Source organism: Nocardioides alpinus (genome assembly GCF_900112035.1).
Taxonomy (GTDB): domain Bacteria; phylum Actinomycetota; class Actinomycetes; order Propionibacteriales; family Nocardioidaceae; genus Nocardioides; species Nocardioides alpinus.
The window spans coordinates 132,531-145,949 of the sequence record NZ_FOKC01000009.1 but is presented as its reverse complement, the minus strand read 5'-3'; the positions used below and the strand labels follow the sequence as shown (position 1 = coordinate 145,949).

Here is a 13,419-nt window from a genome sequence, read left to right as displayed (position 1 = left end):
GGGTTAGGTGTTGCTGAACATCCGGAGCAGCGATGGGGCGACGAGCAGCGCCATGAAGATGACGCCCAGCAATGAGCCGGGGATGGTCATCCGCTCGCCGATTGCGTTGGCCTGGGTGAGCTCGTCGTTGAGCATCGCGGTGCGCATCGCTGCGGAGCGGGCACGAAGGTTGGCGTACACGCTCGCGCCTTCCTCACCGGACAGACGCATGATGTCGGCGAAGTCGTCCAACTCGGGGAGCCCGAGTTCGTCGGCCAATGTGTGCAGGGCCTCCCAGGGTGGGAGCCCGGACCATCGGGAGCGCGTCAGCTCTTCTTTGAGGCGTTGGAAGACCCACGAGTCGCCGATCTCGGCCGCTGCCTCCATGGCCTGGCGTACACCCGAGCCGTTGTTGCGCTCCAGAGCGACGAGCTCGATGTAGGCGCCGAGTGCGCGGGTGAACTCGAGGCGCGCCTTCTTCGCCTCATCGATGGCGTTGTAGTTGGGCAGGAAGAACATCACTACGGCCAGCCCCAGGGACGCGAAGGCGGGGATCGTCGCCGGGAGCCCGAGGTCGAGGAACTCCAGGAAGGCGGCGAGAAGGGGTGGGATGAGCAATCCGAGGAACGCGAAGACGATCTTGTCCCCGTAGAACCGTGCGAGCGGGACTCGCAGGAGCGCCAGCTCCCGTGTGGGGGTGCGGACCCACACGCCGGGAGGGAGCGCGCGGATTGCCCAGACCCCGATGCGTTCCTTGCCTGCGGCCGCGGATCCTGACGTCTCTGCCCGCGGCGCGCGGGTCGGCGTCAAGCGGCGGAGGGCGTCGGCGAGGTCGGGTTCGGCCGGCATCAGCCGGGCCGTCAGGAGGACGAGGCCCAGCCCGACCATGGCTCCCGCGAGCAGCGCGAGCTGCAGCCCGGTCGTCATCGGTTCGCTCCCGGCTGGTGGTCAAGGAAGCGGGGGAGTGGACGACCGATCGCCATCTGCCGCATCCACACGAGTGTGGCGACATAGGCCGAGAGGAGGACCGCGAGGATGATCTGACCGAACGGGCTGCGATATGGCTCGACGTACGTCCCAGAGACCGCCAGGATCACGAGGACCCCGACGCTGATGATGGTGACCCACCGTGCCGTCGAGCGGGGCTTGGCCCGGTCGGCCTCGACCTGGCGGCGGGCCCGGACGTCGGCTGCGACCGACTCGGCCAGTCCTTCCAGCACCGCTGCCAGCCCTGCGCCGCGTCGGCGAGCACCGAGGATCAGATTGGCTGCGACGAGGTCGCCAGTGGCGTCGTCGAGCTCGTCGGCGAAGGCACGGATGGCGTCCTCGGTGACCCAGCGGGCACGGAGGCGAGCCACCAGTCGAGTGACCTCGGGAGCGATCGCGTCCGGGGTCGAGCGCAACGTGGCCACGAGGGCCTGCTCGAGACCGACGCCGACCGTCAGTACGCCGGACAAGGCGCGGGTCCATTCCTCCATCGCCTCCAGCCGGCGGATGCGAGCAGCTGCGGGCGGCGAGGAGAGCAGAGTCGGCAGTCCGACGACAGCGACGGGGAGGGCGACGAGGGCGAGGGCCCACCCGGTGACTAGGAATGCCACCAGCCCGGACACCACACCCGCCGCCAGAAGGGTCCGCGTTCGCCGGGACATGCCACCGAGCCGTACCCAGCGCGCCGTCGACGGCTTGGTTGCGGGGATCTCCACGCGTCGTAGTCCGGCGGCGAGTCCAAGGATCCCGGCCACGATCAGCGCGCCACTGAGTGCAGGGACGAGGACGATCATGACCGCGCGTCCTGCTGGGTGAGGAAGCCGGAGAGATCGAAGCCTTCAGCGACAAGACTCCGGTAGGCGTCGGGCAACACCGCCGGCGCGGCCCTACCGCTGCGATCGGGGGTGAAGACGTGCGTGGTGGCGTAGCCGGTGTCGCGTTCACCCGGTTCGATGGCGATGATCTCGGCGACCTGCCGGTGCCGATGTGAGACCCCGTCGGAGGTCGTCGTGCGGAGGTCGAGGTGCACGATCAGGTCGATCGTGGCGGCGAGCTTGCTGGTCGCCAAGCCGTGGGTGACGTGGGGCCCGGCCTCCATCGCGCAGGTGACCAGCTTGCGGACAGCTGCCACCGCGTCCGAGGCGTGGGTGGTGGAGATGGAGCCAGTCCCGGACTCCATCGCCTTGATCATCGCCCAGATCTCCCTGCCTCGGACCTCGCCGACGATCTGGCGCGACAGGTTGAAGCGGAACGAGTCGACCAGGGCCTCGTCGAGGGTGAACTCCCCGGCCTGCCTGCCGTCGAGGCCCCGCTCGCCTGAGCCTGGTCGGGCCTCCCAGGCGTGGACGATCTCGTGGCGATCGAGCTCGTGGAGGTGCAGCTCGTACTCGGTCTCGAACGTTCCGATGGCCTCGAGCGAGTCGATCTCGGCACACAAGGCGCGCACCAACGTGGTCTTGCCGGCTCCCTGACTGCCGGACACGACGATGCTCTTGCGAGCCCGTACGGCGGCGCGAAGGAAGGAGGCCGCGACCGGCGACAGCATGTCTCGATCGACGAGCTCATCGAGAGTGATGCTCATCAGGCGGTGGCGGCGGATCACTACCGACGGTCGAGGCGTCACCCACGCCGCCGCGGCCAGCCTCGCACCGCCGTCGAGGCGCAGGTGCAGCTTCGGCTGGGCCGCGGAGAAACCGCGGGCATTGACCTCGCTACGGGAGGCGAGGAAGACCAGGAAGTCGATGAGCTCCTCGTCGGAGTCCGCGACGGCCGTTCCTCGGGTGACGGAACCATCGATGAGCTCGAGCATGACTCGGTCGTGCCCGGTGATGATGATGTTCTCCACCCGGTCGTCGTCCACGAGCGGCTGGAGACGACCGAGCCGGAACAGGGCGTCGAAGACCGCACGTGCCATGGCGTCCTGATGGGCGATCGTCCAGGCCATGCCACCGGCGTTGACCTCGTCGGCCAGTGCGCCGTCGATCAGCTCCAGCACGATCGAGCGGCCGAGCTCCTGCTGCGATGCCGGACCAAGGCGAGCGCGATCGGCAGCGATCGACTGGCTCAGCTGCTCGGAGGCTTGAGCACGCAGTGCAGCCACCAAACCCCAGTCGAGGTTCGGTTCTGACGGATCCTGGGGGCTATCGCCTGCCGGCTCACGTCCAACCACGGGGCCTTCGAGCGGCGGGATGGGTTGCGCGAACAGCGGCAGCTTGGCGACGTCGGCCGCGTCGACGGGGATGTCGATCTCAGCCCGGCTGGTCATCGAGTGGCCTCCGCCAGCTCGATGCGCTCGCTAGCAATGCGTGCCCGGATCGCCTCGATTGCCGCCCGCAGACTCCGTACAAGCGGACCGGTTTCGAAGCGCCGCGGGGGAGACGTTCCACGGTGGTAGACAGCTGCGGCGTCCCTGTCATCGGCGACAGCGCACACCACCGGCAGCCCCAGCACGGACGCCACCTCCCTGCGGGAGTAGGGCTGGCCCTCACCCACGAGCAGGACGCATGCATCACGCCATGAGGCGGCCTTCCTCACCGTCTCGGACCACGATCGCGCCGCAGCCAGGGCGGGGAGCGTGGTCCGGGTGACAAGGAGAGACACGTCTGCGTTCGCAAGCAGCGGTTCGGGCGCCCCGACCAGACCGAGACGTCCGGCGTCGACGATCACGTCCTGTCCAGTCGCGTCGAGATCGGCCAACGCTCCCGCCAGTGGCTGCCACAGGTCGCGCAGGCCCGCGGACTGAGCGTGAGACCGGGTGCCAGCGATGAACCCCGCCGCAGAGCCTTCGAACCGCTGGACCACCCCCGGTAGCGCGTCGGTGATGTCGTACGACGACAAGGCGAGCTCGATCAGCCCGAAGTCGTACTCCCGTGCGCCGCGGAAGAAGCCGGACAGGAGACCCGAGCCTCCCGTCGGATCGGCCTCAACCAGCAACACAGGTCGCGGCCATAGAAGCGTCAGGCCCACTGCGGTCGTGGTGACACCCGGCGACCCGGACGCCGAAGTGAGCGCGATGACGGCCACGACCTCACCTCTCCCGCGAATCAAGGATGAGCGCGACGTTGCCGGTCGCGGCACGGGCGGCGAGCACCGTGGCGTCGGCATGCGGGACCAGTACGTCGACGACCAAGACGCCGCTCTCGGAGTCGTAGTTGACCTCCACGACCTCGGCATTGTTGAACGCTGGGGGTCCTGACGACTGCTCACCACCGGGCGGTGGGGTGACCACGAGCCGTACACGGTCTCCGGCCTGGAGCGCCATTCCCGGCGACTGGGCTGCGGAGAGAGCCACCCCGATGATCGATGCCCCGTCCCTAGGAACCGCTTCCGTCGTGGTGGCCCCAGCCGTGATCAGCCCACCTTCAGCGATGTCGAGCGCTGCCCGCTTCCCGACCAGGTCGTCGAACGCGGAGGCAGCCACGGGGGAGAGGGCTGGATCAGCGCTGATCCGGACCCGCGCGAGGTCGTCTTCCGTGATCAGTGAGCCGCGCTCGATGGTGGACCGCGCGACCAGAACCTCCTGCGTGTTCGTGGTCGACGTCCACGCCCAAGCGGCGAGCAGTGCCCCGAGACAGATCGCGGCGACAGCACCCGCCACCAAGGCTGGCCTGCGACGGAGTTTGGGAGGCGGTACGAGCGGAAGGGAGGGCGGTGTCGACCCGTGGGCGACGCTCCTACCGTCCCTCGTGATGGTGCTGGTCATGTTCGATACCTCTCCCGTCGCGGCGCTCGCTACTGCACGAGCACCTGCGCTTCCCCGACCGCGATCGCGACCGATCGCCTCAGTCCGTTCAGCCGGATCACTCCCGACTGCCCAGCCCCTGTCCACTCCACGACCCAGTCCGAACTCGCAGTGACGGAGAACTTGCCGTCCTGCTCTCGTGAGCTCGACGTCACGTAGACATGGCCGCAGCTGGGCGACTCCTGCTTGCCGTACTCCGCCCTGTATGGAGTTCCCGCGTTGCGACACACCACCTGGGTGCCGTCCCCCATGTCCCACGTGACCTTGTGAACCCTCGCCGTGGCTGTGATCGTGATCCCGCCGGCCGAGGCGCTCGCCGTGATCGGCCCGAACGTGTGGTCGTCCGGACTGGCCGCCCACATCCAGACCGGCATCCCGACCAGGCCGACACTGCCCGGACCAGGTTCGGGGGCCAGTCCGATGTTGATCGCCTTGAGCTCCATGTCCTCAATCGCAATCCGGGCGACCTCTCCGGGTGTCGCCGTGGTGCCCGAGTCGGGCGGCGGATCCTGCGACCAGAGGTAGACCAAGATCCCGGTCTGCGGTTGGTAGCAGTGATAGACGGCGCCGTCGCCTGGTTCGTGTCCCTGCCACGCGGGGTCGCCAGCTGGTGGCACCGGCGTCGCCAGCTGGATGTAGCAGTTCAAGCCGTTGGACCAATAGCCAGCATCCGTCGAACATGGCACCGGCCCTGGCGGGGGCTGCGTGATGCCGAGAGCCGTGCCATCCCAGACGCAGCCCTCGCCGCCGCCCGTCTGCTCCGGAACGTCATCACCTTCTTCGCCGGGGGTGCCTGGAGTGCCAGGCACCTCGACCCAGACGACGCACACACCTGTCTCCAGATCAGTGACCTGGCAGACCTGGTCGGCGTACGCCGGTTCGGCAACGAGCAGCAAGCCCGCAAGCGCGAGCAACATCACCAACGTGGTTCCTACGACACGTCGCATGGCTCGCGCTCGAGGTCCTGGCTGGAAGCAACCCGCCATCCGCCATCGGGATCAGCGTCCCATTCGTAGTTCGACACGAGGAATCGAATCCATCCGCTGTCGGGACGGTCAGAACTGATGATCGAGTCGCCGCCGGAGTCGATGAAGTCCACGTCACTCACGTCGGCGCAGACATCGATCTGGACGGTGGGGACCTTCCCGGACGCCGGGTCGGAGTTGTCGAGGTTGACCGACTGGACCTTGAACTGGGCGACCTTGGTGTCACCCACCTGACGGTGCCCGGCCTCTCGCTCCTTCTTCACGAGAAGACGTTGTGCAGTGAGCTCGCCGCTGACTGCCACCGTGCCCAGACGCGTCAAAGGCAGTTTCGGGTCCTGCCGCAGGTCGTTGCGGACCCCGTAGTACCTGCGGAGAATCTCGGACGCGGCCCGGGAGGCAAGTTCGGTCTCCGTAGGCGGCGGGGTCGTCGACCCGGTTGAGTCCGGCGTGCTCGAGGCGGGACTGGTCGGCGCGCCGGGGCTGTTGCTGTTGCGGTCGCCGGCGCATGCAGTCATCGCGGCCAGCAGGAGTGCTGCAGCCGCGAGTGCGCGGGCTCCCCGTGAGATTGTCATCGCCGAGTTCCTGACTTCCCCTCTCGAGGGCGCCCCGAGAAGGAACTGGCGGAGAACTTTGTGACTTCCGGATTGAACTCCGTCAGGACCAATTGACGCACTGACTACTCGTCCCACGCAACTGTCTCCCATGATTTTCCCTCCTCGCTTCTGACCTGATCTGCTCGCTGTCCTCCAGGTGCGGTGGTCGATCCGCCGTCGCTCGCCCGTCCTCCTCGAGCTCGTCGTCCTTCTCGACATACACCGTTTGCAGAACGAGGGGGGCTCTGTGGGCCTGCGGCCTGTGGACAACCGGGCGTTTGGCCGACCTGTGGAACAACTTCGGCACCTGCATGCCAGGGAGGTGTGCACCGGTGACCGTCTCGATGCGGGTGATGTCGGCGGGCAGGGGATACGACTACCTGCTCAAGAGCGTGGTCCGTCGGGATCGCGACATGGGCGGGTTTACCCCGCTCACGAGGTACTACACCGAGGAGGGCACGCCACCCGGCCGCTGGCTCGGCTCGGGACTCCATGCACTCGGTGGTGGCGAGATCAAACGAGGGGACGAGGTGACGCCCCAGCAGCTCGCGTTGCTGCTCGGCTCAGGTCGGGATCCCGTGACTGGCGAATCGCTCGGTCGAGCTTTCCCGGAGTACGACGCGGCGAAGGCTCGGGTGGCGACCCGGGTAGCCAATCTCCCTCTTGACCTCAGCGAGGAGCAGCGACGCGAGGCCACGGCCACGATCGCGCACGAGGAGGTCGCGGCCGGCACGCGACGTGCCGTCGCGGGCTACGACTTCACCTTCAGCGTGCCCAAGTCGGTCTCTGCGCTCTGGGGTGTCGCGGACGAGGGAACCCAGGCGCTCATCCTCGAAGCTCACCACCAGGCGCTCTACGAGGTAGTCGCGTTTCTCGAGCGTGAGGTCGCCACGACTCGAAGAGGCGTCGCGGCCGGTGACGGTGCCGTGGCGCAGGCCGACATCGTCGGGATTGTCGCGACGGCGTACGACCATTGGGACTCACGTCTTGGTGACCCGCAGCTCCACACCCACGTCGTCATCTCCAACAAGGTTAGAACCGCAGAGGACGGGCGGTGGCGCAGCCTGGACGGACGGCCGCTTCATGCGGCGGTGGTGGCGCTGTCGGCGCACTACAACGCGGTGCTCGCTGACCGCATGACCCGCACCTTCGGGATCGAGTGGGAGCAGCGCGACAGAGGCAAGAACCACAACGCTGCCTGGGAGCTGGAGCCCGTCCCAGAATCGCTCATCCGGGAGTTCTCCAGTCGCTCACGGATGGTCGATGAAGAGACCGACCGACTCATCGACGAATATGTCGCCCGGCGCGGGCGCCGCCCCTCCGCGACGCGAATCATCGAGCTGCGAGCGGGGGCGACCCTGTCCACGCGTCCCGAGAAGGTCATTCGATCGCTCTTCGACCTCACCACGGAATGGAGGGAACGGGCGCACCCGATTCTTGGTGCCAGCGCAGCTGAATGGGCACGCAGGGTCACGGCTGGTCCGGTCGCCAGCCCAACTCTCCAGGCCGACGACATACCGCTGAACGTCGTCGCTGAGGTGGGGATCTCGGTAGTCGGGGCGGTCAGCGAGAAGCGTTCCACGTGGCGGCACTGGAACCTCTGGGCCGAGGCGTCTCGGCAGACGATGGGATGGCGCTTTGCCAGTGTCGAGGACCGCGAAGCAGTCATTGGGATGGTCGTCGATGCTGCGAAAGGGGAGTCGCAGTCCCTGACCCCGCCAGAGTTGGCCATCAGCCCCGAGGTCTTCCGTCGAGAGGACGACTCCACCGTGTTCCGACCGCGGCACTCGGTGGTCTTTACGTCCGAGGAGTTGCTCGCGGCTGAGGACCGGTTGCTGGCTCGATCGACCGACCTCACCGGTCCGTCAGTCAGCCTGGATGTCCTCGAGCGCGTGGGACGCAGGCAACGCCGGTTGAGTGCTGAGCAGGTCGAGACGCTCGCGCGGATTGCCGCGTCCGGGCGGCAGATCGACCTTCTCGTCGGCCCGGCTGGTGCGGGCAAGACCACCGCCATGCACGCTCTGAAGACAGCATGGACGGAGGAGCACGGGAGGGGCAGCGTCGTCGGCCTCGCCCCGAGCGCTGTCGCCGCTCACGTGCTCGCGGAAGACCTCGGCATCGGGTGCGAGAACACCGCTAAGTGGCTCCATGAGTACGAACGCGGACGGGCGCAATTCCGGCACGGACAACTCGTGATCATCGACGAAGCCACACTGGCCGGCACCTTGGCTCTCGACCGGCTCGCCACCCTCGCAGCCGAAGCCGGCGCGAAGGTACTGCTGGTGGGGGATTGGGCGCAGCTCCAGTCCGTCGAGGCCGGAGGGGCGTTCACCATCCTGGCCGCCGCCCGTCCCGACACTCCCGAGCTCACCGAGGTCCACCGCTTCACCAACGAGTGGGAGAAGACCGCGTCGCTCGACCTGCGTTTCGGCCGCACCGAGGTCATCGGCACGTACGTCCGGCACGACCGGGTCCGTGAGGGCACCACTGACGAGATGATGGATGCCGCCTACCTCGCCTGGAGCGACGACGTGCGGTCCGGTCGCGCCGCGATCCTCGTGGCAGAGGCGACCGAGACGGTGAAGTACCTCAACACACGAGCCCGCGCCGACCGCATCGCCGGGGGCGATCCAGCGGGAAGCATCGAGGTGAATCTCGCAGAGGGCACGCGTGCGTCGACGGGTGATCTCGTCATCACCCGCAGCAACGACCGTCGTCTGTCAACGATGCGTGGCGGATGGGTCCGCAACGGCGACCGCTGGCGCGTCACCAATGTGAACAAGGACGGCTCGATGACTGTCCAGCGGCTCGACGCGAAGGGGGAAAGCGTGACGCTGCCAGCAGCTTACGTCGCAGAGCACGTCGACCTTGGGTACGCCGTGACGGCTCACCGCGCCCAGGGGCTCACCGTCGAGACTTCGCACGTCGTCGTCTCATGCGCAACCACTCGCGAGAATCTCTACGTCTCCATGACACGGGGGAGAGAGGCGAACATCGCCTACGTCGCACTCGACAAGCCCGATGAGGTTCACGCCCCGCCAGAGTCCGACGAGGTGAACGCACGCACCGTGTTGTACGGCGTGCTCAAGCACTCCGGCGCGGAACTGTCCGCCCACCAGATGATCGTTGAGGAGCAGGAGAAGTGGTCATCCATCGCGCAGCTCGCGGCGGAATACGAGACCATCGCTGCTGTTGCACAGCGGGACCGATGGGTCGGACTGGTGAGAAATTGCGGGTTGACCGACGAGCAGGTCGACTCAGTTCTGGGGTCCGACTCGTTCGGTCCGCTCACTGCCGAGCTGCGACGTGCTGAGGCGAACCGTCATGACGTCGACCGGCTATTGCCGGTGCTCGTCGGCCGGCGATCGTTTGAAGATGCTGACGACGTGGGGGCCGTGCTGATCAGTCGACTCCGGAAGACATCGCCGCCCAAGGATGGGAAGTGCCGCGCCGAGCCCAGACACATCGTCGGGCTGGTGCCTATGGCCGTGGGGCCGATCAGCTCGGAGATGATGACCGCCCTCACCGAGCGACACACGCTGATGGAGTCGCGGGCCGCCGCATTGGCCTTCAACGCGGTCGAGGCGGACGCGCCCTGGCTCAAGCGCCTTGGGGCGCCGCCCAGGAGCGATGCAGCCCGCAGCAGCTGGCTCAACGAAGTCAGGACTGTCGCCGCCTATCGCGATCGCTACCGGGTTGACGGTCGAAGCGCTCTCGGAGAGGTCCGGCACACGGCGCAAAAATTCGATGCGGCCCGAGCACGGCAGGCAATCCGGCGAGCGCGGGCAATCGCTGACAACACGCGCCACACGCAGAACGGCGGTGACCTCAGCATCGATCGACAAAGACGGGCGATCGTCTAACCGGGTCCACGGGACTGTCGTGCGGGACTTCTCCACAGGACGGGCACGCCAGCGCCCGTCCTCACGAATGTGGTGTGCAAGGTGCGGTTAAACCGTCTCGCGAAGGGGACCTCCATGCTCGCACTGCTGTGGAACACCAGCACTTCCCTGCGTGGCTGCCTGCGCTCGCACATGCCCACCAACCGTGTCGTCGACTGGCTCCGCACCCCGGGCGGCACGGTGTGGGCAATCCCTGTTGCCGTGGTTGCGGTCCCGGCGTACCTGTTCGCCATGAGCATCTGCGCCACGCTCGTCGAGCGAGGTGGTCCGGGGTATCTCAACTGTCTGGTGGCGATCTTCGCCTGGAACTCGATCAAGTTCGCCGGTGCGGGGCTGTGGGCTCTTGTGCGTTCGTCGACCCCGTGGCTTGAGAGGTCGTCGAGGCACGGATAGGGAACGATGGGACCCGGTCAGCAACTTGCCGGAAATGCCTCAAAGGCGCTAACATCGCCACATGACGATGCAAATTCGGGACGCGGGTCCAAACCTCGACGAAGCGGCCGCGCTCACGGCAGCAGCCTGCCTCTTCCATGGGTTCTCCGAGCCCTCGAGATTGGCGATCCTCCGACACCTGGCACTTGGCGAGCATCGAGTTGTGGACTTGACGGCTCACCTGGGCCTTGCTCAGAGCACCGTCTCGAAGCACTTGGCGTGCCTGCGTGACTGTGGGCTGGTGACCTCTCGTCCAGAAGGACGCGCATCGATGTGGACCCTCAACCACGCCGAGACCGTGATTGACCTGCTCGCTTCAGCGGAGCGGCTGCTCGCGCTGACCGGAGACGCAGTCACGCTCTGCCCGACCTTCGGAACCACGAAGGGCAAGGAATCCTGATGAGCGCGCACGCGCACGCCCCCGCCTTGGATTCCGCCGAAAGGAGGCGGCTAGGTCGACGGGCTCAGCTCCTTGCCGGCGCGTCCGTGGCATACAACGCCATCGAGGCCGTTGTCGCCATCACGGCGGGCATCGTCGCCGGCTCGGTCGCCCTCGTCGGGTTCGGTTTGGACTCCATCGTCGAGGTGTCCTCCGGGCTCATCATCCTGTGGCAGTTCCGGCACCCCATCCCGGAGTCGCGTGAGCGATCCGCCCTGCGCCTGATGGCGCTCTCCTTCTTCGGTCTCGCTGCCTACGTGACCTTCGAGTCCGTTCGGACGCTTGCCAGTGGCCACGATCCGGACTCATCGCCGGTAGGCATCGCGCTCGCCGTCGCATCCTTGATCATCATGCCGTTCCTCTCCTGGGCCCAGCGCCGTACAGGCAAGTCACTCGGCTCGAACGCGGTGGTGGCCGACTCGACCCAGACCCTGCTCTGCACCTACCTGTCCGCAGTGCTGCTGGTCGGGCTCGTCCTGAACGCCACCCTGGGCTGGTCCTGGGCCGACCCCGTCGCCGGACTGGTCATTGCCGTCGTCGCTGTGCGGGAGGGCGTCGAGGCCTGGCGGGGTGAGGGCTGCGCCTGCGGCCCGGTGGCCTGCCTCCCTGACGCGACCACGGCGACCGGTGCCTCGCAATCGGACAGTGCCTGCGGGTGCAACGATGACGCTGGCGGGTGCACAGACGGGTGCTGCCCGCCGACCGATGTGGTGCCGCACAACGTGACCATCGGTCGCCGCGAAGGAATCGAGCAATGACCTGGGCCGCCATCGGCGCCTACGCCGTCTACCTCCTCGTCGCGTTTGTCGCACGGACCGTCATTCAAGTCCGGCGAACCGGCGACTCAGGATTTCGCGGGCTTGGGGGACGGGTCGGCTCGGTCGAGTGGTCGGCCGGGATCTTGTTCGCTGTCGCGCTGGTGGTCGGCTTCGCAGCACCTGTCGCCGGGCTCTTCGGGCTGCCCCCGATTGCGCGGTTCGACCATCTGGGCTTGAACGTCGTTGGCCTTCTCATCGCCGCAGGAGGCATCGCCCTGACCCTGGCCGCACAGCTGCGTATGGGTAGTGAGTGGCGCATCGGCGTAGACGTGACGGAGCAGACGAGCCTTGTCACGGACGGCCTGTTCCGCTTCGTCAGGAACCCGATATTCACCGCCATGAGCCTGACTGCCCTTGGCCTGACCCTCATGGTGCCGAACGCAGTAGCGGTCGCCGGACTCGCATGCCTGGTCGCCGCGTTGCAGCTACAGGTCCGCGTCGTCGAGGAACCCTACTTGCGGGCTCTTCACGGTCCCGAGTACGCCCATTATGAGGCGTCGACGGGTCGGTTCCTGCCTGGGATTGGCAAGAGTGCCGGAGCACGGGGTCGGGTGGCAGCCTGACCGCAGACGCTGGAAGGACGTTCGATCGTGGCTGCCAAGCGACGACGAGGATCTGCAGCAACAGGTCGCCACCCGCCAGACAGGAGTCCACGCATGAAGGTCGAGCTGCTCTACTTCGACGGATGCCCGAACTGGACCGTCGCGGACGAACGGTTGACGCAGGCACTGGTTGCCACCGGGCACAACGACGCCACGGTCCAGCATCGGAACGTTGCGACCGCCGAAGAGGCGGAGCGGCTTGGCTTCACGGGGTCGCCGACGATTCGGATAGACGAGCAGGACCCGTTCAGCACGGGCAGCGAGCAGGTCGGGTTGGCGTGCCGGATCTACGCGACGCCGGATGGCCTGAGTGGTTCGCCCACCATGGAGCAGCTTGTAGAGGTGCTGTCGTGAAGAGGGCGGTCGCAATCGTGTTGGGCGGGTACATCCTGTTGGCGCTCGGCAACAAGGCTGCCGAAGCGGCTGGGGCCATCAGGTGCGGTTGCGCCAACGAGTGTTGGTGCAAGCGACCTGGCCTCAATCTGTTTCGATGGGTCTTCCCGTGGGAGCACACGAGTCGACTCACCGACGAGGAGAAGGTTAAGGCGGCGCTTCCGAAACCCTGAGCGTCCCGGGATCGCACGACTCACGCTGAACGGGGTGCGTACATGATGACGGCGACCCCGACCAGACAGATGAGGGCGCCCGTGACGTCGTAACGGTCGGGCCGGAATCCGTCGGCAACCATGCCCCACGCAAGCGAGCCCGCTACAAACACCCCGCCGTAAGCGGCCAGGATGCGGCCGAAGTTCGCGTCGGGCTGCAAGGTCGCAACGAAGCCGTACAGACCCAAGGCGATGACACCTGCCCCTATCCACGCCCACCCCCTGTTCTCGCGTACCCCCTGCCAGACCAGCCAGGCACCACCGATCTCGGCGACAGCGGCCAGCACGAACAGAAGCAGGGACTTGGTGATCAACACGTGGTCAGTGTGCCTTG

Annotated in this window: 15 protein-coding genes; 7 read left to right on the top strand and 8 right to left on the bottom strand. The window is 67.0% G+C overall.

The genetic code is table 11. The features are described from left to right. Positions 1-3: 3 nt before the first annotated feature. Genes BM127_RS16980 through BM127_RS21935 form a run of 7 tightly spaced genes read right to left on the bottom strand, consistent with a single transcriptional unit; the run spans position 4 to position 6,209 of the window. Positions 4-906, bottom strand: a complete 903-nt coding sequence (locus BM127_RS16980; protein ID WP_091200421.1) for a type II secretion system F family protein — start codon at positions 904-906, stop codon at positions 4-6. Then, on the bottom strand, positions 903-1,760 hold the full coding sequence (locus tag BM127_RS16975) for a type II secretion system F family protein (protein ID WP_091200419.1): 858 nt from the start codon (positions 1,758-1,760) through the stop codon (positions 903-905). The genes BM127_RS16980 and BM127_RS16975 overlap by 4 nt, the downstream gene beginning before the upstream one ends. After that, positions 1,757-3,232, bottom strand: a complete 1,476-nt coding sequence (locus tag BM127_RS16970; protein WP_091200417.1) for a TadA family conjugal transfer-associated ATPase — start codon at positions 3,230-3,232, stop codon at positions 1,757-1,759. Before BM127_RS16970 ends, BM127_RS16975 begins: the two co-directional genes overlap by 4 nt. Further along, complete coding sequence (locus BM127_RS16965) at positions 3,229-3,990, bottom strand: CpaE/TadZ family protein (RefSeq protein WP_091200416.1); 762 nt, start codon at positions 3,988-3,990, stop codon at positions 3,229-3,231. Before BM127_RS16965 ends, BM127_RS16970 begins: the two co-directional genes overlap by 4 nt. A 4-nt stretch (positions 3,991-3,994) precedes the next feature. Beyond that, a complete protein-coding gene (locus BM127_RS16960) occupies positions 3,995-4,669 on the bottom strand; it encodes an SAF domain-containing protein (RefSeq protein WP_091200414.1) in 675 nt (224 codons plus the stop codon). 29 nt (positions 4,670-4,698) lie between these two features. After that, positions 4,699-5,625: a hypothetical protein gene (locus BM127_RS16955; RefSeq protein ID WP_231263394.1), complete on the bottom strand. Its 927-nt coding sequence runs from the start codon at positions 5,623-5,625 to the stop codon at positions 4,699-4,701. Positions 5,626-5,639: 14 nt separating this feature from the next. Continuing rightward, positions 5,640-6,209, bottom strand: coding sequence for a hypothetical protein (locus BM127_RS21935; RefSeq protein WP_139227770.1), 570 nt, complete (start codon positions 6,207-6,209; stop codon positions 5,640-5,642). 410 nt (positions 6,210-6,619) lie between these two features. Here BM127_RS21935 and mobF point away from each other — a divergent pair, with 410 nt between their 5' ends. The 7 genes from mobF (at position 6,620) to BM127_RS22605 (ending at position 13,046) form a co-directional block, all read left to right on the top strand. Beyond that, entirely contained in the window at positions 6,620-10,150 is a 3,531-nt protein-coding gene (gene mobF, locus BM127_RS16945; protein ID WP_198554302.1) for a MobF family relaxase, read from the top strand. Positions 10,151-10,264: 114 nt separating this feature from the next. After that, positions 10,265-10,582 carry a sulfate permease gene (locus BM127_RS16940; protein WP_139227769.1) on the top strand — a complete coding sequence of 106 codons (318 nt, stop codon included), beginning with the start codon at positions 10,265-10,267 and terminating at the stop codon, positions 10,580-10,582. 61 nt (positions 10,583-10,643) lie between these two features. After that, positions 10,644-11,021 (top strand): ArsR/SmtB family transcription factor, encoded by a 378-nt coding sequence (locus BM127_RS16935; protein ID WP_091200407.1) that lies wholly within the window; start codon positions 10,644-10,646, stop codon positions 11,019-11,021. After that, positions 11,021-11,818, top strand: a complete 798-nt coding sequence (locus BM127_RS16930; RefSeq protein WP_091200405.1) for a cation diffusion facilitator family transporter — start codon at positions 11,021-11,023, stop codon at positions 11,816-11,818. Before BM127_RS16935 ends, BM127_RS16930 begins: the two co-directional genes overlap by 1 nt. Continuing rightward, the gene (locus BM127_RS16925) at positions 11,815-12,441 is read left to right on the top strand and encodes a methyltransferase family protein (RefSeq protein ID WP_091200403.1); all 627 of its coding nucleotides are present in this window, start codon (positions 11,815-11,817) and stop codon (positions 12,439-12,441) included. The genes BM127_RS16930 and BM127_RS16925 overlap by 4 nt, the downstream gene beginning before the upstream one ends. A gap of 93 nt (positions 12,442-12,534) precedes the next feature. Continuing rightward, positions 12,535-12,834: a DF family (seleno)protein gene (locus tag BM127_RS16920; RefSeq protein WP_091200401.1), complete on the top strand. Its 300-nt coding sequence runs from the start codon at positions 12,535-12,537 to the stop codon at positions 12,832-12,834. Beyond that, positions 12,831-13,046, top strand: a complete 216-nt coding sequence (locus BM127_RS22605) for a hypothetical protein (protein WP_217642331.1) — start codon at positions 12,831-12,833, stop codon at positions 13,044-13,046. Before BM127_RS16920 ends, BM127_RS22605 begins: the two co-directional genes overlap by 4 nt. 20 nt (positions 13,047-13,066) lie before the next feature. Here the strand turns inward: BM127_RS22605 and BM127_RS16915 are convergent, their stop codons facing one another. Continuing rightward, the gene (locus BM127_RS16915) at positions 13,067-13,402 is read right to left on the bottom strand and encodes a YnfA family protein (protein WP_091200400.1); all 336 of its coding nucleotides are present in this window, start codon (positions 13,400-13,402) and stop codon (positions 13,067-13,069) included. Positions 13,403-13,419 lie beyond the last annotated feature (17 nt).